This is a genomic window from Micromonospora humi, assembly GCF_900090105.1.
Lineage (GTDB): Bacteria > Actinomycetota > Actinomycetes > Mycobacteriales > Micromonosporaceae > Micromonospora > Micromonospora humi.
In genome coordinates this window covers 18,217-38,360 of the sequence record NZ_FMDM01000018.1, presented here as the reverse complement: position 1 = coordinate 38,360, position 20,144 = coordinate 18,217, and the positions used below count along the sequence as shown (strand labels likewise).

General features: G+C 72.2%; 17 protein-coding genes and 1 tRNA gene. 3 read left to right on the top strand and 15 right to left on the bottom strand.

Going from position 1 to position 20,144, the window contains the following annotated elements:
* Position 1 precedes the first annotated feature (1 nt).
* From argF to GA0070213_RS27150, 3 genes are read right to left on the bottom strand one after another with little or no spacing between them, the layout of a single operon-like run.
* Positions 2 to 1,003: an ornithine carbamoyltransferase gene (gene argF, locus GA0070213_RS27160; RefSeq protein WP_091070808.1), complete on the bottom strand. Its 1,002-nt coding sequence runs from the start codon at positions 1,001 to 1,003 to the stop codon at positions 2 to 4.
* Between the two features lie 15 nt (positions 1,004 to 1,018).
* Complete coding sequence (locus tag GA0070213_RS27155) at positions 1,019 to 2,269, bottom strand: arginine deiminase (RefSeq protein WP_091070805.1); 1,251 nt, start codon at positions 2,267 to 2,269, stop codon at positions 1,019 to 1,021.
* Positions 2,266 to 3,651: an amino acid permease gene (locus tag GA0070213_RS27150; RefSeq protein ID WP_217628666.1), complete on the bottom strand. Its 1,386-nt coding sequence runs from the start codon at positions 3,649 to 3,651 to the stop codon at positions 2,266 to 2,268. The genes GA0070213_RS27155 and GA0070213_RS27150 overlap by 4 nt, the downstream gene beginning before the upstream one ends.
* Before the next feature lie 298 nt (positions 3,652 to 3,949).
* Here GA0070213_RS27150 and GA0070213_RS27145 point away from each other — a divergent pair, with 298 nt between their 5' ends.
* Positions 3,950 to 4,354 carry an STAS domain-containing protein gene (locus GA0070213_RS27145; RefSeq protein ID WP_091070800.1) on the top strand — a complete coding sequence of 135 codons (405 nt, stop codon included), beginning with the start codon at positions 3,950 to 3,952 and terminating at the stop codon, positions 4,352 to 4,354.
* Positions 4,355 to 4,465: 111 nt separating this feature from the next.
* A complete protein-coding gene (locus GA0070213_RS27140) occupies positions 4,466 to 5,272 on the top strand; it encodes an alpha/beta fold hydrolase (RefSeq protein ID WP_091070798.1) in 807 nt (268 codons plus the stop codon).
* Positions 5,273 to 5,517: 245 nt separating this feature from the next.
* Here GA0070213_RS27140 and GA0070213_RS27135 read toward each other — a convergent pair whose 3' ends face one another.
* From GA0070213_RS27135 to ald, 10 genes are all read right to left on the bottom strand, one after another.
* Positions 5,518 to 7,869 (bottom strand): PQQ-dependent sugar dehydrogenase, encoded by a 2,352-nt coding sequence (locus GA0070213_RS27135; protein WP_245716571.1) that lies wholly within the window; start codon positions 7,867 to 7,869, stop codon positions 5,518 to 5,520.
* A gap of 757 nt (positions 7,870 to 8,626) precedes the next feature.
* Positions 8,627 to 8,700, bottom strand: a tRNA-Pro gene (locus tag GA0070213_RS27130).
* 166 nt (positions 8,701 to 8,866) lie between these two features.
* Positions 8,867 to 10,249 (bottom strand): ribosome biogenesis GTPase Der, encoded by a 1,383-nt coding sequence (gene der / locus GA0070213_RS27125; protein WP_091070930.1) that lies wholly within the window; start codon positions 10,247 to 10,249, stop codon positions 8,867 to 8,869.
* A 26-nt stretch (positions 10,250 to 10,275) separates the two neighbouring features.
* On the bottom strand, positions 10,276 to 10,956 hold the full coding sequence (cmk, locus tag GA0070213_RS27120) for a (d)CMP kinase (RefSeq protein WP_091070795.1): 681 nt from the start codon (positions 10,954 to 10,956) through the stop codon (positions 10,276 to 10,278).
* Positions 10,957 to 11,127: 171 nt separating this feature from the next.
* The gene (locus GA0070213_RS27115) at positions 11,128 to 11,898 is read right to left on the bottom strand and encodes a pseudouridine synthase (protein WP_091070793.1); all 771 of its coding nucleotides are present in this window, start codon (positions 11,896 to 11,898) and stop codon (positions 11,128 to 11,130) included.
* Positions 11,885 to 12,853, bottom strand: coding sequence for an SMC-Scp complex subunit ScpB (gene scpB, locus GA0070213_RS27110; protein WP_091070791.1), 969 nt, complete (start codon positions 12,851 to 12,853; stop codon positions 11,885 to 11,887). Before scpB ends, GA0070213_RS27115 begins: the two co-directional genes overlap by 14 nt.
* Before the next feature lie 4 nt (positions 12,854 to 12,857).
* Entirely contained in the window at positions 12,858 to 13,925 is a 1,068-nt protein-coding gene (locus GA0070213_RS27105) for a segregation and condensation protein A (protein ID WP_245716570.1), read from the bottom strand.
* A 41-nt stretch (positions 13,926 to 13,966) separates the two neighbouring features.
* Positions 13,967 to 14,890 (bottom strand): ParA family protein, encoded by a 924-nt coding sequence (locus tag GA0070213_RS27100; RefSeq protein WP_091070788.1) that lies wholly within the window; start codon positions 14,888 to 14,890, stop codon positions 13,967 to 13,969.
* Between the two features lie 169 nt (positions 14,891 to 15,059).
* Positions 15,060 to 16,046, bottom strand: a complete 987-nt coding sequence (locus tag GA0070213_RS27095; RefSeq protein WP_091070927.1) for a site-specific tyrosine recombinase XerD — start codon at positions 16,044 to 16,046, stop codon at positions 15,060 to 15,062.
* A complete protein-coding gene (gene ald, locus GA0070213_RS27090) occupies positions 16,043 to 17,158 on the bottom strand; it encodes an alanine dehydrogenase (protein WP_091070785.1) in 1,116 nt (371 codons plus the stop codon). Before ald ends, GA0070213_RS27095 begins: the two co-directional genes overlap by 4 nt.
* Positions 17,159 to 17,329: 171 nt before the next feature.
* Here ald and GA0070213_RS27085 point away from each other — a divergent pair, with 171 nt between their 5' ends.
* On the top strand, positions 17,330 to 17,701 hold the full coding sequence (locus tag GA0070213_RS27085) for an NINE protein (protein WP_091070783.1): 372 nt from the start codon (positions 17,330 to 17,332) through the stop codon (positions 17,699 to 17,701).
* 65 nt (positions 17,702 to 17,766) lie between these two features.
* Here the strand turns inward: GA0070213_RS27085 and GA0070213_RS27080 are convergent, their stop codons facing one another.
* Together GA0070213_RS27080 and GA0070213_RS27075 are read right to left on the bottom strand one after the other, a co-directional pair.
* Positions 17,767 to 18,375 (bottom strand): NUDIX domain-containing protein, encoded by a 609-nt coding sequence (locus GA0070213_RS27080; RefSeq protein ID WP_091070779.1) that lies wholly within the window; start codon positions 18,373 to 18,375, stop codon positions 17,767 to 17,769.
* Positions 18,372 to 20,105 carry a CTP synthase gene (locus GA0070213_RS27075; protein WP_091070776.1) on the bottom strand — a complete coding sequence of 578 codons (1,734 nt, stop codon included), beginning with the start codon at positions 20,103 to 20,105 and terminating at the stop codon, positions 18,372 to 18,374. Before GA0070213_RS27075 ends, GA0070213_RS27080 begins: the two co-directional genes overlap by 4 nt.
* Positions 20,106 to 20,144: the final 39 nt, after the last annotated feature.

The following is a 20,144-nucleotide window of genomic DNA, read 5'->3' as shown; positions in this document are numbered from 1 at the left end:
CTCAGTCCGCCAGTGCCCGCACGAGCAGCGCCTTGATCACGTGCAGCCGGTTCTCCGCCTGGTCGAACACGATCGACCGCTTGGACTCGAACACCTCTTCGGTGACCTCGGCGCCATCGAGGCCGAACTGCCGGTGCAGGCGGGCACCGAGGTCGGTGCCGCGGTTGTGGATGGCGGGCAGGCAGTGCATGAACCGCACGCCGGACCGGTTCGTGGCGTCCAGCAACTCGTCCGTGACGCGGTACGGCAGCAACGACGGCACTCGCTCCTCCCACGCGTCGTCGGGCTCGCCCATGCTGACCCACACGTCGGTGTAGACGAAGTCGGCGCCGCGTACCGCGACGTCCAGGTCGTCGGTGACCAGGATGCGCGCGCCGCTCGGCCGGGCCGCCGCCTGCGCCGCGGCCACCACGTCGGGCGGCGGCTGCCGGCCGGCGGGGGCCGCGATACGCACGTCCATGCCGAGCAGGGCGCCGGTCACCAGCAGCGAACGAGCGATGTTGCCGCGGCCGTCACCGGTGAAGCACAGGGCGATGTCCTGGAGGTCGCCGCCGTGGTGCTCGGTCATGGTGAGCACGTCGGCGAGGCTCTGGGTGGGGTGCCAGGCGTCGGTGAGGGCGTTCCAGACCGGCACGCCGGAGCGCTCGGCGAACAGCTCCACCGTGTCCTGGGCGTAGCCGCGGAACGCGAGGCCGTCGTACATCCGCCCGAGCACCCGGGCGGTGTCCGCGACGGACTCCTCCCGGCCCAGGTGGGAGCCCTCGGGGCCGAGGAAGGTGACGTGGGCGCCCTGCTCGTGGGCGGCCACCTCGAAGGCGCATCGGGTACGGGTGGAGTTCTTCTCGAACACCAGCACGATGGAGCGTCCGCGCAGCCGCGGGATCTCGTCCCCGTGCTGCCGGTCGCGCTTCAACTCGGTGGCCAGGGCCAGCAGGTCGAGGCGTCGGGTCCGGTCCAGGTCCAGGTCCTGCAGGAGGGAGCCCGGGCGGGTTCGTGAGGTCATGAGTTTCTCCCTTGCTCAGAGCGGTTGGCGGCGTACCGGGCAGCTCATGCAGCGGGCGCCACCGCGGCCGCGGCCGAGTTCGCTGCCGGCGAGCGTGATGACGTCGACGCCGTTGCGGCGCAGCATCGTGTTGGTGACCACGTTGCGGTCGTAGCCCACGACCACACCGGGCGCGACGGCCAGGAAGTTGTTCGCGTCGTCCCACTGTTCCCGCTGGGCGGTCAGCCGGTCCGCCTCGGCCGTGAGCACCCTGACCGAGCCGGTGTCGAGGGCCTGCGCCAGCGCGGCCGGCACGCCACGGCTGCCGTCCACGTCGAGGTCGTCCGGGTCGCTGCCCGGGGTGAGCCGCCAGCACCGCACCTCGGCCCAGTCGACGTACGGGTAGAGCACGAAGGTGTCGCGGTCCACCATGGTCAGCACCGTGTCCAGGTGCATCGCGGAGCGGGTCCGGGGTAGCTCCACCGCGACGACGAGGCGGGCCTGCCCGGTGGCGAACAGCCGGCGGGCCAGCGTCTCGACGCCGGCCGGTGTGCTGCGCTCCCCCATGCCGACGAGGACGACGTCCGGTGCGATGACGTGGATGTCGCCGCCCTCGAGCGTCGCCGAGCCGTGGTCGGCGTCGTCGTCGCCGTGGTAGACCGGGAACTCCGCTTCGCGGAACAGCGGGTGGTACCGGTAGACGGTTCGGGTGTTGATCGATTCGCGGCGGCGGGCCGCTCTGGCCATCGGGTTGACGGTCACGCCGGCGCCGATCCAGGCGGAGTTGTCGCGCTGGAAGAGCGTGTTGGGCAGCGGGGCGAGCACGAAGTCGTCGACGCCGAGCGCCTGCCAGGTCAGGCTGGGCCGGGCCAACGGCGACAGGTCGGCCTTGGTCACCCCGCCGACGAGGTACTCGGCGAGGGTGGCCGGGTCGGCGTCGTCGAACAGGGCGCGGACCTCGCGGGCCAGGCCGGCGCCGAGGTGATCGGCGGTGACCGTCCGGTCCAGGGCGAACGTCCTGCCGTCGGGGGTGGACAGTGCCTCAGCGAGCAGTTCGCCGAACAGGTGGACGGTCACGTCGCGTTGCCGCAGCGCCTCGACGAACGCGTCGTGTTCGCTGCGGGCGCGGCTGGCCCACAGCACGTCGTCGAAGAGCAGCTCGCCGGCGTTGCCCGGGGTGAGCCGTTCGATCTCGAGCCCGGGGCGGTGCACGATGACCTCGCGCAGGGCTCCGACCTCCGAACCCACCTCGAAGGTCGACTTCTGGTCGGTCGTCGTGCCTGTCATCGCCGTACTCCTTGCGTCTGGGCAGCCGGCGAGATCTCGCCGTGCTCCCGGGTCCCGACCTTGAGCCAGATGTAGACGGGCACGCCGAGCAGCAGGCAGAACAGCCCGTAGTAGGCGGCCTGGTATCCGCTGCCGGCGACGGCCCAGAAGCTGAACAGCAGGGCGGTGGCGGCGACGAGCAGGTCGCGCAGCAGGTGACCGCAGCGTGCCCGGCGGCCCTCGGTGAGCAGCCAGTACACCTGGGCGGCGGCCGAGAACAGGTACGGGACGACGGCGGTCAGCACCGAGAGCAGCACCACCGTGGTGAACACCTCGGCGAAGCTGGTGTAGCTCACCACGGTCAGCACCGACGCCAGGATCGTGCCGGCGACGATCCCGTACGCCGGCACTCCACGCCTGCTGTCCCGGGCGAACGGCGCCGGGAACAGCCGGTCCCGGGCGGCGGCCTGCGGCATCTCACCGACGATGAGCGTCCAGCCGACCAGTGCCCCGAACCCGGACACGATCGCCGCCGCGGCGACCGTGTTCCCCGCCCACCGACCGCCGAAGATCGCGTTGGCGGAGTCGGTGAACGGCGCGGCCGAGGCCACCAGTGCCTCGTGACTGACCGTGCCGAACACGGTGACGGCGCCGAGGATGTACACCACGGCGCAGGCGACGGTGCCCGCGACGGTGGCCCGGCCGACGTTGCGGGCCGGGTTCACCACCCGCCCGGCGGCCACCGAGGCCGTCTCGATCCCGATGTAGGCGAACAGGGCGATGGCCGCCGCGGCACTGACCGCACCGAAGGCGGGCCCGCCGCCGGCGTGGAACTCACCGAAGTTGGCGGACTTGACGAACAGCAGCCCGACCGTGGCCATGAACAGCAGCGGGATGAACTTCAGCACGGTGGTGACCACCTGGACCACCGCCAGGCTCCTGATCCCCGCCAGGTTGATCGCCGCCGGCACCCACAACCCGGCCAGCGCGATGGCCAGTGACCAGCCCCGGGCGTGGGAGGTGTTCCAGAAGACCTCCACGTAGCCGACCCAGGCCACCACGATCGCCGCGTTACCGGCCCATGCGGTGATCCAGTAGCTCCACGCGTTGACGAAGCCGGCGAACTCCCCGAATCCCTCGCGGGCGTAGAGGTACGGTCCGCCGGAGCCGGGGACCCGCCGGTTCAACGCGCCGAACGTCAGGGCCAGCGCGACCGCGCCCACCGTCGCCAGGACGAACGCGACCAACGAGATCGGGCCGAAGCCGGCCAGCGCCGACGGCAACGCGAACACGCCGGTGCCGATGACCGACCCGACCACCAGTGCGGTCGCTGTCGGCAACCCGAAACGCCGCTCGTCGGGACGGCCCCGCGCCACCCCGTCGGGCTTCATCACATCAGGCATGACCCGCCTCCTCACCGAGTGGTCTCTGTGTCGCCGGCAACGCTAGGAAGGGTCAGTGCCGAGCCAGTGGCAGACGAGTGCGCCGCGACCCGACCCACGGCGCACCCCCGATGGCGTACGCCGGGCCGGCGTTCGCGCACTTCTTCGTCACTGGGACCGCACCCGCCGCTCCTAGCGTGGCAACCCGTCGGCGGCTGTCGCTTCGCGCTTCGCGAACAGGCCCGCCGGGCCTCGGGGCCCGATCCGGGCGACCTGGCCGGGCACCCCACGACTCGATGTGATCGGAGATGAGCAGGCCATGATGCTGACGTCGGAGCCGGAACGGCAGTTGGAGGTCACCGCGCAGAACAACCCCCCGGGCCTGTGCCTGCGCGGCGAGGTGGACCTGTTCACCGTGCCGGACCTGGAGGTCGCGCTGGAGACAGTCCTCGCCGCACCCGGCGACGTCACCATCGACCTGCACCAGCTCACCTTCATCGACGTGCTCGGGTCGCGCGCGCTCGCCCGGGCGGCGATCCAGCTGCGCCGCGGCGGGCGACGGATGCGGGTACGCGGCGCCAGCGTGCAGCTTCGGCGCATGCTGCACGTGCTGGGCTGGGCAAGGCTGTTCGAGTTCCCCCTGCTCGATGACGTGGCACACCCGGCTCAGCGGGCCGCCGCGGTGCGGCTGCGCCCGCGGCCCGAGCACGTCCGCGCGGCCTGACCCGACCGGGCCGGCCACCTCACCGACGCCACCGCCGGACAACCACTGGTTCGACACCGCGGCCCGCTTCCATGGCGGTATCCGATCCCCAGCATTCGAAGGAGCAGCACGATGACATCCAGGAACATCCGACGTGTCGCCGCAGCAACCCTTGCCGCCGCCACCCTGGTGGCCGGCACCGGAGCCGCCGCGGTGGCCGACCGTGGGAACCGACCGAAGCCGACCGTGGTGCTCGTCCACGGCGCCTTCGCCGACTCCAGCGGCTGGAACGACGTGGTGCGTCGACTCCGACACGACGGCTATCCCGTCGTGTCGGCCGCCAACCCGTTGCGGGGTGTCGCCTCCGACGCGGCAGCGGTCACGGCGCTCCTCGACTCCGTCGACGGCCCGATCGTGCTGGTCGGCCACTCGTACGGGGGCATGGTGTCCAGCCGCGCCGCGGCCGGCGACCCCGACGTCAAAGCCCTCGTGTACGTCGCCGCGTTCGCGCCGTCGGCCGGCGAGAGCGCCAACGAGCTGGCCGCTCAGTTCCCCGGCAGTAGCCTCGGCGAGACGCTGCGCTCGGTGCCGCTGCCCGACGGCGGCGAGGATCTGTATGTCGACCCGAAACTCTTCCCGCAGCAGTTCGCCGCGGATGTGCCGAGGACCGAGGCGAATCTGATGGCCGTCGCCCAACGACCCATCACCGCAGCGGCGCTGAGCGAGGACGCGACGGGGCCGCAGGCCTGGCAGACGATCCCCAGCTACTTCCTGGTCGCCGAGGCGGACCGCAACATCCCGGCCGCAGCCCAACACTTCATGGCCCGGCGCGCACGCGGCACCGTGCGCGCGGTGGAGGGCGCTTCCCACGCGGTGTTCGTCTCCCGGGCGGCGACCACCGCGTCGCTCATCGAGAAGGCGGCGCGGGAGCGTGTCTGACCGGTGAAGTGGCCGCGGGTGGCGGGCGCTTCGTCCACCACCCGCGGCCCGTCGGCGTACGGCCCGCGTCGAGTCCATCCGGGCAGCACCGCGCAGCTGGCCTCCGGAGAGGTACCGGACCGAACTGCGCGGTTCCGCTCACGGCCTGGGTGAGGTTCCCCCGACAGCTGGGAGGCCTTTCGAGCCCCGCTGGGGGCCTGCCGAGCAGTCACCACCCCTACGGCCCGCCCCGGCTGTGCCTGCGGCTAGACGCGTGGTCGCAGCAGAGTGATGCGGTTGGCGCCGAGTTCGGTCACGTACAGGTTGCCGGTGGCAGTGTCCTCGGTGACGTCCAGCGGCTGGCTGAACCCGGTCAAACCGGCCAGCCCCGTCGTCCGGTTGGACAGCGCCCCGCCGGGTGCCACGTCGAAGGTCTCGATGTCCTGACCGGCTGAGTAGCGCACGACCAGCAGCTTGCCACGCAGCGCACCGCCGAAGGCGCCGCCGCGGTACTCGACCGCGCCGTTGGCGGAGGCGTGCAGGCCGGCGTCGTACGTGCCGGCAAGGTCGAAATTCGGGTCCGGTTGAGTGCCCACGGGATAGGCGGGCACCTCGAACGGGTCGGTGCCGGCGGCCGGATTGCCGCCGGCGAGCACCCACTCGCAGCGCAGCGGGTTGGGGTGGCCGTAGTAACGGCCCGGCTTGACGTCGAAGACGTAGTCGGTCTCCGCCGTCGGCACGCCGGTCAGAGCGGGAACCGCCGGGCCGGTGTAGCCGCGGCGTGTGCACGAGGCAGGCAGCGGCGTGGGCGTGGCGGGGGTGTTGCCTCCCGCAGCCGAGCCGTTGGTCGGCGCGTAGAGGTGTCCGTTGCGGTGCCACACCAGGTCGAAGGCGTTGCGCACGCCGGTGGCGTAGAGCGTCAGTGGCGCCCCGGTCGCGTACGGGTCGTAGACGCCGCCCGCCTCGGTGTGGACGTCCAGCGGCAACGTGGCCGGCAACCGGGCAGGGTCCAGCCGCAGCACGGCGGCGCTGAGCAGGCGCTCGGGCCGGTTGCCCCAGGTGGAGTCGGCGGCGCCCATCGCGTTGTTGGCGCCCTGGCTCAGGTAGAGCGCGCCGTCCGGGCCGAAGGCCAGTGAGTTGGTCTCGTGGTCCTTGACGGAGCGCGGCAGGTTCACCACCACCGAGGTGTACGTACCCAGGTCGGCGCCGCTGAGCCGGCCCACCCGACCGGACCAGTCGGGCACGTTCAGCGCCCCGACGTACTGGTAGTTGTCGGTGACCCACAGGATCGGCGCGGTGGGCGTGGAGACCGGGTCGAAGGCCATGCCGATGATCGTGCGGGCCGGAGCGCCGGGCAGGCCGAGGGCAGTGGCGTTGCTGCGCACGGCGGCGATGACCGTCGGCGTGCCCAGCGTGCCGTCGGCGTTGATCGGGAAGCGGTAGACGTAGCCGTCCAGGGTCCCGGCATAGAGCCGGCCGTCGGGCCCCTTGACCACAGTGGTGAAGGACTTGCCGGTGGCCACGCCGACGGTCTTGTCGAAGGCGATCGGCCCGCTGCCGCCCGCGCCCGCGCCGGTGGTGAACACGATGGAGTACGGCGCGAACGGCTTGCCGGTCACGTCGGTGACGCCGCTGGTGATGCTGAACCGGTACGCCGTGTTGGACGCCAGCGGTGCGGTCGGGGAAAGGTTGATGACGTCGCCGCCGCCGCTGGTGATCGTGGTGGCGGACACCGCCGCGCCGTCGGAGAGGCGGGTGAGCCGCACCGTCGACGGAGTGAGCGTGGCTGCGGCCACCCCTCCGTTGGGCAGCACCAGGTCCTCCACCACGCTGGTCGTGGTGGGCACGCCGGTGGTGCCGTTGGCCGGGGTGCTGGTGCGTACCGTCGGGGTGGCGGCCGAGTCGACCACGCTCGTGACGTCGAGGTACGCGAACTTGGTGTTGGTACCGCCCGTCGGGGTCACCGTGAGCTTGCCATCGGTGACGCTCACTGTGCGGGTGACGGTGGCGAACCTGGTCGTGGCGGCCGGCACGAAGGCGGCGATCGCGTTCTGGTCCTCGATGTTGACCCAGTGCACGCTGTCGACCGCGGTACCGGCGTCGCCGACCGCGACGGTGACCGTGTAGCTGCCGGTCGGCACCGCCGCCTCCCAGGCGCCGGGCGTCGGCACGCCGGCGCTCCCGGCCGGCAACTGGGCGTGCATGAAGGTGGCCAGCCGCAGATCGCTCTGGCCAGCTGCCGGGTTACGGTTGCGGCCGTTGCCGACCAGGCTCACCGGAGTGCGCTCGCCCAGGTCGACCCAGCCGTACCCGCGAGTCGCCACGTATGCCTCGCCGGAGTCGCGGACGTAGCCGGTGGCCGGCGCGGTCGCCGCGTCCGAGAAGTCGACCTTGAGCGAGAACGGGATTGGCGGGTCGGCGGCGACCGGGGCGAACCGCGCGTGGTCCGGCCCGGTGCCGCCGATCCCTTCGATGTCCGCCGTGGAGCCGGCCGGGACGCTCACGCCAGTGATCCGGGGCTTCATGTCGGCCACCGGCGTGACCGTGGCGAGCGCGGGCGCGGGGGTCAGCAGGGGGGTGGCGGCCAACAGCACGGTGGCGAGAATTGCGCCGGGCACGATGCGTAGCCGAATTGTCCATGATCGACAGTGCACTGCAGTCCCTTCGTCGGCTCGGCCCTCGCGGGCCTGGCGTGGCCAATCTCGCACGCGCATCTCCGGGCGGGGACTGTGGAATTTCCGTCACGGCCGACAACCCAGCTCAGGGCGGTCGGCCGAGAGGCAGATTTCGAGATGGCGGGAAATGAGGAACCGCTGGCGATCACGTACGAATCGTCCTCAGGACGAACAACTGGGCGCTCAGAGAGCTATGAGCTCGACGTCGATGCTTTTACAGCTTTGATGGTTTTCAGTACGGCTTGGGACCGTGTGAGGATCCGAGTGACCTCTCCCTGGCCAACGCGGGGTGACCTGCTGCGTGTGCGCCACCTCGACGTCATCCTGCATCGGGCTCGTACGGACCGCACACCCGCGCCTGGCCCGGTCCCGCGTCACGGTAGTCCGACCGCTCCTCGGTGAGCCGGCCGGTCGGTCAGTGCCGGCGAAGCACGGACCGCCGGACGACGACGAACCCCTCGGCTATGTCCTGGCTCTCCGGATCGAGCGGCTGGTGGGGATGACGGAAGCCACGGAACGACAAGCCACGACAGCCGCCCCCGATCGAGACAGGTTCGGCCGAGGGCGTCGCTGAGATCAGATGTGCAAACGTGGTTGCCGCATCGCGCGTAAACCGGGGGTTTTCGGGGGACGATTCAAATTTCCATAGAAGAGAGTCGAAGCCCTGACCAGCGTTTCCACTGGTCAGGGCTTTTCTTTGTCGGGACGGCCGGATTCGAACCGACGACCCCTTGACCCCCAGTCAAGTGCGCTACCAAACTGCGCCACGTCCCGATGCCCCCGCGCGGTCTCCCCCGCAGCAGCCGGTACAGCTTAGCGCAAGATCTTCGCACCGTACGCACAGGCCCCTCCGTGCGCCATGGCGCCCGGCGTCACTCCCCCTAGAGCATCCTAGGAAAGAAGCCGCCGGGGTGGTGCCCCGGCGGCTTCTGGAGAACGGTCAGCCGTGCGCCTTGCCGCGCCCGCCCGGGCCCAGCTTCTTGCGCGGCCGGACCGAGATGTCGATCGGGCTGCCCTCGAAGCCGAACTCCTCGCGCAGCTTGCGTTCCACGAACCGCTGGTAGCCGGCGTCCAGCGGGCCGGTGGTGAACAGCACGAACCGGGGCGGCGCCACCCCGGCCTGGGTGGCGAACAGGATGCGCGGGGCGCGCCCGCCGCGCACCGGGTGCGGGGTGGCCTGGACCAGCGCGGTGAGCCACTGGTTGAGCTGCGCGGTGGGGATGCGGGTCTCCCAGCTCGCGAGCGCCTTGCGCAGCGCCGGGGCGAGCTTGTCGACGGCCCGGCCGGTCTGCGCGGACAGGTTCAGTCGGATCGCCCAGGGGATCCGCCGAAGCTCCCGGTCGATCTCCTTGTCCAGGTAGTAGCGGCGGTCGGCGTCCACCAGGTCCCACTTGTTGAACGCGATGACCAGGGCCCGGCCGGCCTCCACCACCATGGTGAGGACCCGCTGGTCCTGCTCGCTGATCACCTCGCTGGAGTCCAGCAGCACCACCGCCACCTCGGCCGCCTCGATCGCCGAGGCGGTGCGCAGGCTGGCGTAGTATTCCGTGCCGCTGGCCCTGCCGACCCGCTTGCGCAGCCCGGCGGTGTCCACCAGCTGCCAGGTCTCGCCGCCGATCTCGACCAGGCTGTCCACCGGGTCGACGGTGGTGCCGGCGACCGAGTCGACCACCGCGCGGTCCTCGCCGGAGAACCGGTTGAGCAGGCTGGACTTGCCGACGTTGGGCCGTCCGACCAGGGCCACCCGGCGCGGGCCGCGCGGACGGTTCTCCACGATCTTCGGCGCCTCGGGCAGCGCGGCCATGATGGCGTCGAGCAGGTCGCCGGAGCCACGGCCGTGCAGCGCCGACACCGTGAACGGCTCACCGAGACCGAGCGACCACAGCGAGGTCGCCTCCATCTCGATGGTGGTGTTGTCGGCCTTGTTGGCGACCAGGATCACCGGCTTGGCGCTGCGGCGCAGCATCTTCACCGCGGCCTCGTCCACGTCTGTCGAGCCGACCATGGCGTCCACCACGAACAGCACCACGTCGGCGGTGACCACGGCGGTCTCGGCCTGGGCGGCGATGGCCGCGGCCCGGTCCTTGGCGTCGGGCTCCCAGCCGCCGGTGTCCACCACGGTGAACTCCCGGCCGTTCCACTGCGCGTCGTAGGGCACCCGGTCCCGGGTCACGCCGGGGATGTCCTCGACGACCGCCTGGCGGCGGCCGATGATGCGGTTGACAAGCGTGGACTTGCCCACGTTGGGGCGGCCGACCACGGCCACCACGGGCCGCGGGCCGGTGGGCTCGTCGACCTCGACCTCCGGCTCACGCAGCTCCACCCAGCCGCCGAATTCGTCGTCGCCGCTCACGCGACACCCCGCTCGGTGAGCAGGTCGCGCAGGCGGGCGACGACCTCGTCGATGCCCAGCTCGGTGGTGTCCAGCACCACGGCGTCGGTGGCCTGCTGCAACGGGTTGACCTTGCGGGTCGAGTCGAGCCGGTCCCGCCGGGCCAGGTCGGCGGCGGTCGCCGTGACGTCGGCGGCGTCCTCAGCGCTGCGTCGCCGGGCGCGGGCCGCCTCGGAGGCGGTCAGGTAGACCTTCAGGTCGGCGTCGGGGGCCACCACGGAGCCGATGTCGCGGCCCTCGACCACGATCCGGCCCGCCTCGGCGATGAGCCGCCGCTGCCGGTCGACCAGCAGCTCACGGATCGCGCCGACGGCGGCCACCGCGGAGACCGCGCCGGTCACCTCGGCGCCGCGGATGTCGGTGGACACGTCGGTGCCGTCGACCGTCACCGCGTACCCCCGGGGGTCGGTGCCGATGCGCAGGTCGGCCTCGCCGGCGACCTTGGCCACCGACTCGGCGTCGGTCAGCTCGACTCCGGAGCGCAGCACCGCCCAGGTCAGCGCCCGGTACATCGCGCCGGTGTCGAGGTAGCGGGCACCGAGGCTCACCGCCAGGCGCCGCGACACGGTGGACTTCCCCGAACCGGACGGCCCGTCCACAGCGACCACGCATCGCCCGGCCGGTACGTTTTCCTCCACCGTTGTCCTCCTCAGCCCGTACCTCGCGGGTCGACCGGAATGTCCGGCGCCGTTGAGCGGATGTGTCTCGTCGTCAATCATGCCCGCGCCGCGCGGGCGCCCCGCGGGGGCGCGTGCGCCGGCCCGCGGACCGCGTCGAAGCCTACCGGGAGCCGTACCCGATCGACCGGGTCAGTCACCCACGGCCTTGAACAGGGCGGCGACCTCCGCGTTGGTCAGCCGTCGCAGCCGCCCGGTGCGCAGGTCGCCGAGCTTGATCGGACCGATCGAGGTACGGATCAGCCGGGACACCGGGTGGCCCACCTCGGCCATCAGCCGCCGGACGATGTGCTTGCGCCCCTCGTGCAGGGTCAGCTCCACCTGGGCGGTTTTGCCCAGCGTGTCGACCACCTTGAACCCGTCGACCTTCACCGGCCCGTCCTCCAGCTCGACGCCGGCGGCGAGCCGCTTGCCCAGGTTGCGCGGGATCGGCCCGGCCACCTCGGCGAGGTAGGTCTTCAGCACCTCGTACGACGGGTGCATGAGCTTGTGGGCGAGGGTGCCGTCGTTGGTGAGCAGGAGCAGGCCCTCGCTGTCGGCGTCCAGCCGCCCGACGTGGTAGACCCGCTGCTCCAGCCGCGCGCCGATGAAGTCGGCGAGCTCGGTGCGGCCCTTCTCGTCGGCCATGGTGGTGACCACCCCGCGCGGCTTGTTCATCGCCACGTAGACCAGGCGGACGTCGGCCTGGAGCCGTTCACCGTCGACGACGATCACGTCGCGTGCCGGGTCGGCCTTGTCGCCGAGCTGCGCGACCCGCCCGTTGACCGTGACCCGCCGCCGGAAGATCAGGTCTTCGCAGGCGCGCCGCGATCCCACCCCCGCGGCGGCGAGCACCTTCTGCAGGCGCTCGGCGCCCTCGTACACGGGGGCGTCGGGCTTCGGGGCACGGTCATCGCGTCGCATCGGCAAGCTCTTCTACGTCGTCGGGAAGGAACGGGGCCAGGGGCGGCAGGTCGTCCACCGAGTTGAGCCCCAGCTTCTCCAGGAACAAGGTGGTGGTCCGGTAGAGGAACGCACCGCTGTCCGCTTCGGTGCCGCACTCCTCGACCAGGCCGCGACCCACCAGGGTACGGAGCACCCCGTCGCAGTTGACACCCCGGATGGCCGAGATGCGCGAACGGGTCACCGGCTGGCGGTAGGCGACCACCGCGAGGGTCTCCAGCGCGGCCTGGGTCAGCCGGACCGACTGCCCGTCCAGCACGAACCGTTCGACATGGCCGGCGTATTCCGGCCGGGTGTAGAGACGCCAGCCACCCGCGGCCCGGCGCAGCTCGAAACCGTGGCCGGCCGCGGTGTAGCCGGCGGCGATGTCGTCGAGCATGGCGCCCACCCGCTCCGGGGCCTGCTCCAGCACCTCGGCCAGGACCAGCTCGCTGACCGGCTGGTCCACCACCAGCAGGATCGCCTCCAGGGCGCCGCGCAGCTCGGCGTCGTCCAGCACCGGCGCGGGCGCCGGTTCCGGCGCCGCCCGCCGCCGCCCCCGCTTCTGGGGTACGCCGCCAGCGCTCCCCCCGTCGTCGGCTGCCGACTCCCGACCCGGCGCCCCGACGTCGCCCCCGTCCCCGCCACCCGGGGCCTCCCCCGAGGTCTCGCCCGGAGACGAGATCTTGGAAGGAAACGGCCCCTCCGGGGGCCCATCGCTTCCAAGATCTGCGGAGGAGTCGAGATCCGCACGCTCCGGTGAGCGGTAGGTATCCACCGTGTCGGGCTCGGGCCGAGCTGCGGCGGGCGGGGCCTCGTCAGGGCGGGGCGGGGCCTCGTCGGAAGGGGTGGGCTCGGGCGGGGTGGGGCGCGCCCATGGAGGGATCCAGGCGGCTGCCTGGTCGGCCAGCGAGTCGCGGCGCTCCTCGTCGCTCATCAGGTCACTCCTGCGTCGGTGCGGTCGTGTCCGCCACGTCACGACGCTGGTCGTCGTCGGCGGCGGCGATGGCGGTGTCGACGTCGGCGGTGTCGGCGTCCCCCTCGGCGGGGTCGGCAGCGGCAGCGGCGTCGGCGTCGGCGTCGGCGTCGGCAGCGGATACGTCGGCCGGGGCGGGGGTCGGTTCCGGCGAGCCGGCGTACTCGTCGACGGTCAGCTCGGCGTCGCCGTCGGCCGGGCCGGTCCAGCGGACCGTCAGCTCCTCCAGCGCCTGCTCCTGCACGAACGCGACGAGACCCTGCCGGTAGAGCTCCAGCAGCGCCAGGAACCGGGCCACCACCTCCAGCGTCATCTCGCAGTCGGCGCAGAGCAGCGAGAAGGTGGCCACCCCGGCGCGACGCAGCCGGTCGGCGATGATCCCGGCGTGCTCCCGGACGCTGACCCGGACCATGTGCACGTGGGCGATGGAGACCTCGGGCACCGGCTTCGGGCTCATCGCCCTCACGGCCAGCTTGAGCAACCGCTGCGGGCCGATGCCGAGCACCAGGTCGGGCAGCGCCTCGGCGTAGCGGGGCTCCAGGGTGACCGCCCGCGGGTAGCGTCGGCCGCCGACCGCTTCCAGCTCGGCGATGTGCGCCGCCGCCTCCTTGTACGCCTTGTACTGCAGCAGCCGGGCGAAGAGCAGGTCCCGCGCCTCCAGCAGCGCCAAGTCCTCCTCGTCCTCCACCTCGGCCGAGGGCAGCAGCCGGGCCGCCTTGAGGTCGAGCAGGGTGGCGGCGACCAGCAGGAACTCGCTGGTCTCGTCCAGGTCCCACTGGTCGCCCATGGCCCGCAGGTAGGCGATGAACTCGTCGGTGACCTTGTGCAGGGCGACCTCGGTGACGTCCAGCTTGTGCTTGCTGATGAGCTGGAGCAGCAGGTCGAACGGGCCGGTGAAGTTGTCCAGCCGGACCGTGAACCCGCTGGTCTCCTCGACGACGGCGAGGTCGGCGGGAACGACGCCGTCGACCTCGGCGGCCAGCCCGGCGGCGTCGGCCGGGTCGGCGTGCGGGTCGAGGGGCGGCGCGGTCACCGGGAAACCGTAGTCGACGCGGCGGGCGGGCGACGTGCGCCCTACCGGTCCGCCTCGGCGGCGATCACCTCTCGGGCGAGCTGCCGGTAGTTGCGCGCGCCGGAGGAGGCCGGGTCGAGGGTGGTGATGGGCGCGCCGGCCACCGTCGACTCGGGGAACTTCACGGTCTTGGTGATGACGGTCTGGTAGACCTTGTCGCCGAACGCCTCCACCACCCGCTGCAGCACCTGCCGGCAGTGGGTGGTGCGACTGTCGTACATGGTGGCGAGGATGCCTTCGAGCTCGAGGTCGAAGTTGAGCCGCTCGCGCACCTTGTCGATGGTGTCCAGCAGCAGCGCCACCCCGCGCAGGCTGAAGAACTCGCACTCCAGCGGGATGAGCACGCCGTGCGCGACGGTCAGCGCGTTGATCGCCAGCAGGCCCAGCGAGGGCTGGCAGTCGATCAGGATGAAGTCGTACTCCTTGCGGATGGTGCGCAGCACCCGGGCCAGGGCCATCTCCCGGGCGACCTCGTTGACGAGCTGGATCTCGGCGGCGGAGAGGTCGATGTTGGCCGGCAACAGGTGCAGCCCGGCCACGTCGGTCTTGATCAGGACGTCCTCGGCGGTGACGTCGTCCTGCATCAACAGGTTGTAGACCGACAGGTCGAGGTTGTGCGGGTTGACGCCCAGGCCGACGGAGAGGGCGCCCTGCGGATCGAAGTCCACCAGGAGCACCTTGCGGCCGTACTCGGCGAGGGCGGCGCCCAGGTTGATGGTGGTCGTGGTCTTGCCGACGCCACCCTTCTGGTTGGCCATCGCGATGATCCGCGCCGGGCCGTGCCGGTCGGTCGGCATCGGCTCGGGGATCGGCTTGCGCATCGTGTACGCGGCCGGGTCGGCGGGGCCGAGGTCGGCACCGAGCGTCGCCTGCTGCTCACGGAGCTCCGACGTCCAGGTCTCGGCACGGTCACCGTTTCCTGCCATGTCCTCGTTGCCCCCTCCCGACGACCAACCCGGCGTCGGAGCCGTCCGACGTCCCTCGCGGCGCCGCTGCGCACCCCCGGTCCGTCGCACCTGGAGGCCCGCGCCGATGCCGACTGTACGCCACCGGCCAGCAGCAGCTTCGGTACCGGGTCGGCGTGTCGGCCGCCGGTCAGGAGAGCGCGCGCGGGTGCGCGGTGGCGTACACCTCGCGCAGCCGTTCCACAGTGACCAACGTGTACACCTGGGTGGTGGTCACCGACGCGTGGCCCAGCAGCTCCTGCACCACGCGCACGTCCGCGCCGCCGTCGAGCAGGTGGGTGGCGTACGAGTGGCGCAGCGTGTGCGGGGAGACCGACTCGGGGCCGTCGACGGGCAGGCCGGCGCGACCGGCGGCGGCACGCAGCACGCCCCAGGCGCCCTGCCGGGTGAGCGGTCCGCCGCGGGCGTTGACGAACAGCGCCGGGGTGCCCCGCCCGGCGGCGAGCAGCGCCGGCCGGCCGCGGACCAGCCAGGCGCGCACCGCGTCGGCGGCGTACCCACCGACCGGGACGAGGCGGGTCCGGCCGCCCTTGCCGCGCAGCAGCACGGTCCCGGTGTCCAGGTCGAGGTCGTCGACGGCCGCGCCGACCGCCTCGGAGATCCGCGCGCCGGTGCCGTACAGGAACTCCAGCAGCGCCCGGTCGCGCAGCGTGCGGGGCGCGGCGTCGCCGGTGGTCCCGGTCGGGCCGGCGGCCTCCAGCAGCCGCAGGACGGCGTCGACCGGCAGCGCCCGGGGCAGCCGGCGCGGCGGCGTGGGCGGCCGGACGTCGCGGCCCGCGTCGGCGCCGGTGAGGCCCTCGCGCAGCGCGAAGCGGTGCAGGCCACGTACCGCGCTCGCGGCCCGGGCGGTGGACGAGACGGCGAGCGGCGGATGGTCATCGTCGCCGGCGCGCAGCCGGGCCAGGTGGGCCTCGACCTCGCCCGGGCCGGCGGCGGCCAGGTCGGTCACCCCGGCCTCGGCCAGGGTGGTGAGGTAGCGGTCCAGGTCCCGGCGGTACGAGGCGAGCGTGTTCCCGGAGAGCCCGCGCTCGACGGTGAGGTGGTCCAGGTAGCCGCGGACCGCCCGACGCAGGGCCGGCGCGGGTTGCGCGCCGGCCCGGTGCGTCGTCTCGGTCAGCTCAGCACCTCGGCCAGCGGCAGCACGTCCATCCCGTGCGCCTCGGCGACCGGGCCGTAGACCACCTTGCCGTCGTGGGTGTTCAGCCCCAGCGCCAGCGCCGGGTCGGCCCGCAGCGCCCCCCGCCAGCCCTGGTTCGCCAGTTCGAGGGCGTACGGCAGGGTGACGTTGGTCAGCGCGTAGGTGCTGGTGTTCGGCACCGCGCCGGGCATGTTCGCCACGCAGTAGAAGATCGAGTCGTGCACCTTGTAGACCGGGTCGGCGTGCGTGGTGGGGCGCGAGTCCTCGAAGCAGCCGCCCTGGTCGATGGCGATGTCGACGAGCACGCTGCCCGGCTTCATCCGGGAGACCAGCTCGTTGGAGATCAGCTTCGGGGCCTTCGCGCCGGGCACCAGCACCGCGCCGATGACCAGGTCCGCGTCGAGCACGGCCCGCTCGATCTCGTACGCGTTGGAGGCGACGGTCTGCAGGTGGCCCCGGTAGATGGCGTCGGCGGAGCGCAGCCGGGCCACGTTCTTGTCCAGCAGCAGCACCTCGGACTGCAGGCCCAGCGCGATGGCGGCGGCGTTCAGGCCGGACACGCCGGCGCCGATGACCACGGTCTTGGCCGCGTACACGCCGGAGACGCCGCCGGGCAGCACGCCCCGGCCGCCGCCGGTGCGCATCATGTAGAACGCGCCGACCTGCGGGGCGAGCCGGCCGGCCACCTCGGACATCGGGGCGAGCAGCGGCAGCGACCGGTCGGGCAGCTCGACGGTCTCGTAGGCGATGCCGGTGACCTTCCGGTCGACCAGCGCGTCGGTGCACTCGCGGGAGGCGGCCAGGTGCAGGTAGGTGAAGAGCACCTGCCCCTCGCGCATCCGGTGGTACTCCTCGGCGATCGGCTCCTTGACCTTGAGCACCAGCTCGGCGGTGTCCCACACCTCGTCGGCGGTGGCCAGGATCTTCGCGCCGGCGGCGGCGAACTCGTCGTCGGTGATGCTGGAGCCGACCCCGGCACCCGCCTCGACGAAGACCTCGTGGCCGTGGCGGGTGAACTCGTTGACGCCCGCCGGCGTGATCGCCACCCGGTACTCGTGGTTCTTGACCTCGCGGGGGATTCCGACCTTCACGATGCAGACACCTTCCTCCGGGGCGGCTCTCCCCCGACAGCGCGGCGCCCCGCCGGCTCCGTTGCCGACGCGGTCCACCGGTCCCGCCGGCGGCAGTCTAGGCGTGCCGGAGGCCCGGGGACGCCAACACAGTGACATCCGGTGCCCGGCGGTGCTGACGGAGTGTCAGGCATGGACCGGGCCGGCCGGTGGAGACGCCGTCAGCCGACAGGACAGACTTCGGTAAATATCCTCGCACCGTCGGGGTGCCGATGCGGACAGGACGCGAGTGGATCACTATGGTGTCCGCTCATGACCACTCCTTACCAGCAGTACCCGCCGGGCGTCTCGGACAAGAGCAAGGTCGTCGCGGGCATCCTCCAGATCCTCCTCGGCGGCTTCGGCGCCGGCCGGTTCTACATCGGCGACACCAAGACCGCCGTGATCCAGCTCGTCGTCACGATCGTGACCTGCGGCTTCGGCGCGGTCTGGGGCCTCGTCGACGGCATCCTGCTCCTGGTCAACGGCGGCGTCGACGGCCAGGGGCGCCCGCTGCGCGACTGAGCGGGGGCACGGAAAAGGGGCCGCGCGGCACACGCCGCACGGCCCCTTTCGTCGTCGGTTCCCGATCAGCGGGGCAGCGGCGCCTCCGGCCGGCGCAGCTCGGCGAAGCCGGTCTCCCGGGCCCGGGCGGCGGCCAGCAGCCCGGCCACGCAGGGCGCGTTGGTGATCTCGCCGGCCAGGACCATCCGGACCGCCTCGTCGAGGTCGACGCGGACCACCTGGAGGTCGGCCTCCTCGTCGCGCCGGTCGTGCCGCCGCTCCGCCGGCACCTCGGCGAGGTCACGGGCCAGGAAGACCCGGACCACCTCGTCCGAGAAGCCCGGCGAGCTGTGCAGGTCGACCAGCACGTCGACCCGCCCCGCGGTCAGGTCGGCCTCCTCGGCCAGCTCCCGCGTCGCCGCGACGGCCAGGTCCTCGCCGCCGACGTCCATCAGCCCGGCGGGCAGCTCCCACAGGTGCCGGCCGACCGGGTGCCGGTACTGCCGGATCAGCACCACCTGACCGGCGTCGTCGAGCGCCACCACGGCCACCGCGCCCACGTGCCGGACGTAGTCGCGGGTCGCGGTGCCACCGCCGGGCATCGTCACGTCGTCGCTGACCACCGAGAAGATGCGCCCGGACCAGACGTCACGGCGCGCGGCCACCTCGTACCGGTGCTCCACCGCGCCACTCACTTCGCGGCCGCCTTCGCCGCGCGGCCGGGCTTCTTCCCGGCGGACTCCGCGCCGTCCAGGTCCACCGGGAGCTGGTCGGACTCGGAGTACGCGACCGCGGCGCCCACGAACGCCGCGAACAGCGGGTGCGGGCGGGTGGGGCGGCTCTTCAGCTCCGGATGCGCCTGGGTGGCCACGAAGAACGGGTGCAGGGTGCGGTCCAGCTCGACGAACTCGACGAGCCGGCCGTCCGGCGAGGTGCCGGAGATGGTCAGGCCGGCCTTGGTGAGCTGGTCCCGGTAGGCGTTGTTCACCTCGTACCGGTGCCGGTGCCGCTCGCTGACCTCGGTGCTGCCGTACGCCTCGGCGACGATCGAGCCCTCGGCCAGCGTCGCCGGGTACGCCCCGAGCCGCATCGTGCCGCCCAGGTCACCGCGGCCGGCCACGATGTCCTCCTGGTCGGCCATGGTGGCGATGACCGGGTGCACGGCCTCCTCGTCGAACTCCAGCGAGTTCGCCCCGTCGAGGTTGGCCAGGTGCCGGGCCACCTCGATGGTCATGCACTGCAGGCCGAGGCAGAGGCCGAGCAGCGGGACGCCGTTCTCCCGGGCGTAGCGGGCGGTGCCCACCTTGCCCTCGATGCCGCGCACCCCGAACCCGCCGGGGATCACGATGCCGTCGACGCCGGCCAGCGCGGCGGCCGCACCGGCCGGGGTCACGCACTCGTCGCTGGGCACCCACTTGAGCTGCACCCGGGCGCGGTGGCCGAACCCGGCCGCCCGGATCGCCTCGCTCACCGACAGGTACGCGTCGGGCAGGTCGACGTACTTGCCGACCAGCGCCACGGTGACGGTGTGGCGCGGCTGGTGCACCCGCTCCAGCAGGTCGTCCCAGCTGGTCCAGTCGACGTCGCGGAACGACAGGCCGAGCCGGCGCACCACGTACGCGTCCAGGCCCTCGCGGTGCAGCACCTTCGGGATGTCGTAGATGCTCGGCGCGTCCGGCGCGGCGGTGACCGCCTCCCGGTCGACGTCGCAGTAGAGCGACAGCTTCTCCTTGACCTTGTCCGGGATCTCCCGGTCGCAGCGCAGCACCAGCGCGTCGGGCTGGATGCCGATGCTGCGCAGCTGCGCCACCGAGTGCTGCGTCGGCTTGGTCTTCAGCTCGCCCGACGGCGCCAGGTAGGGCACCAGCGACACGTGCAGGTAGAAGCAGTTGTCCCGGCCCAGGTCGTGCCGGATCTGGCGGATCGACTCCAGGAACGGCAGCGACTCGATGTCGCCGACGGTGCCGCCCACCTCGGTGATCACCACGTCGGGCACCTGGCCCTCGGCGTCCGGGTCGGCCATGCCGAGGATCCGGGCCTTGATCTCGTTGGTGATGTGCGGGATGACCTGGACCGTGTCGCCCAGGTATTCCCCGCGCCGTTCCTTGGCGATCACCGCCGAGTAGATCTGCCCGGTGGTGACGTTCGCCTTGCCGGAGAGATCCCGGTCGAGGAACCGCTCGTAGTGGCCGACGTCGAGGTCGGTCTCGGCCCCGTCCTCGGTGATGAACACCTCGCCGTGCTGGAACGGGTTCATGGTGCCGGGATCGACGTTCAGGTACGGGTCGAGCTTCTGCATCACCACGCGCAGACCGCGCGCGGTCAGCAGGTTGCCGAGGCTGGAGGCGGTGAGGCCCTTACCCAGCGAGGAGGCGACTCCCCCGGTGACGAAAATGTGCCTGGTCGTCCGTGCTGAAGGGGCCAAGGCCTGCTCCCGTGTCGTCCGTAGCGGTCGTGCGAACCG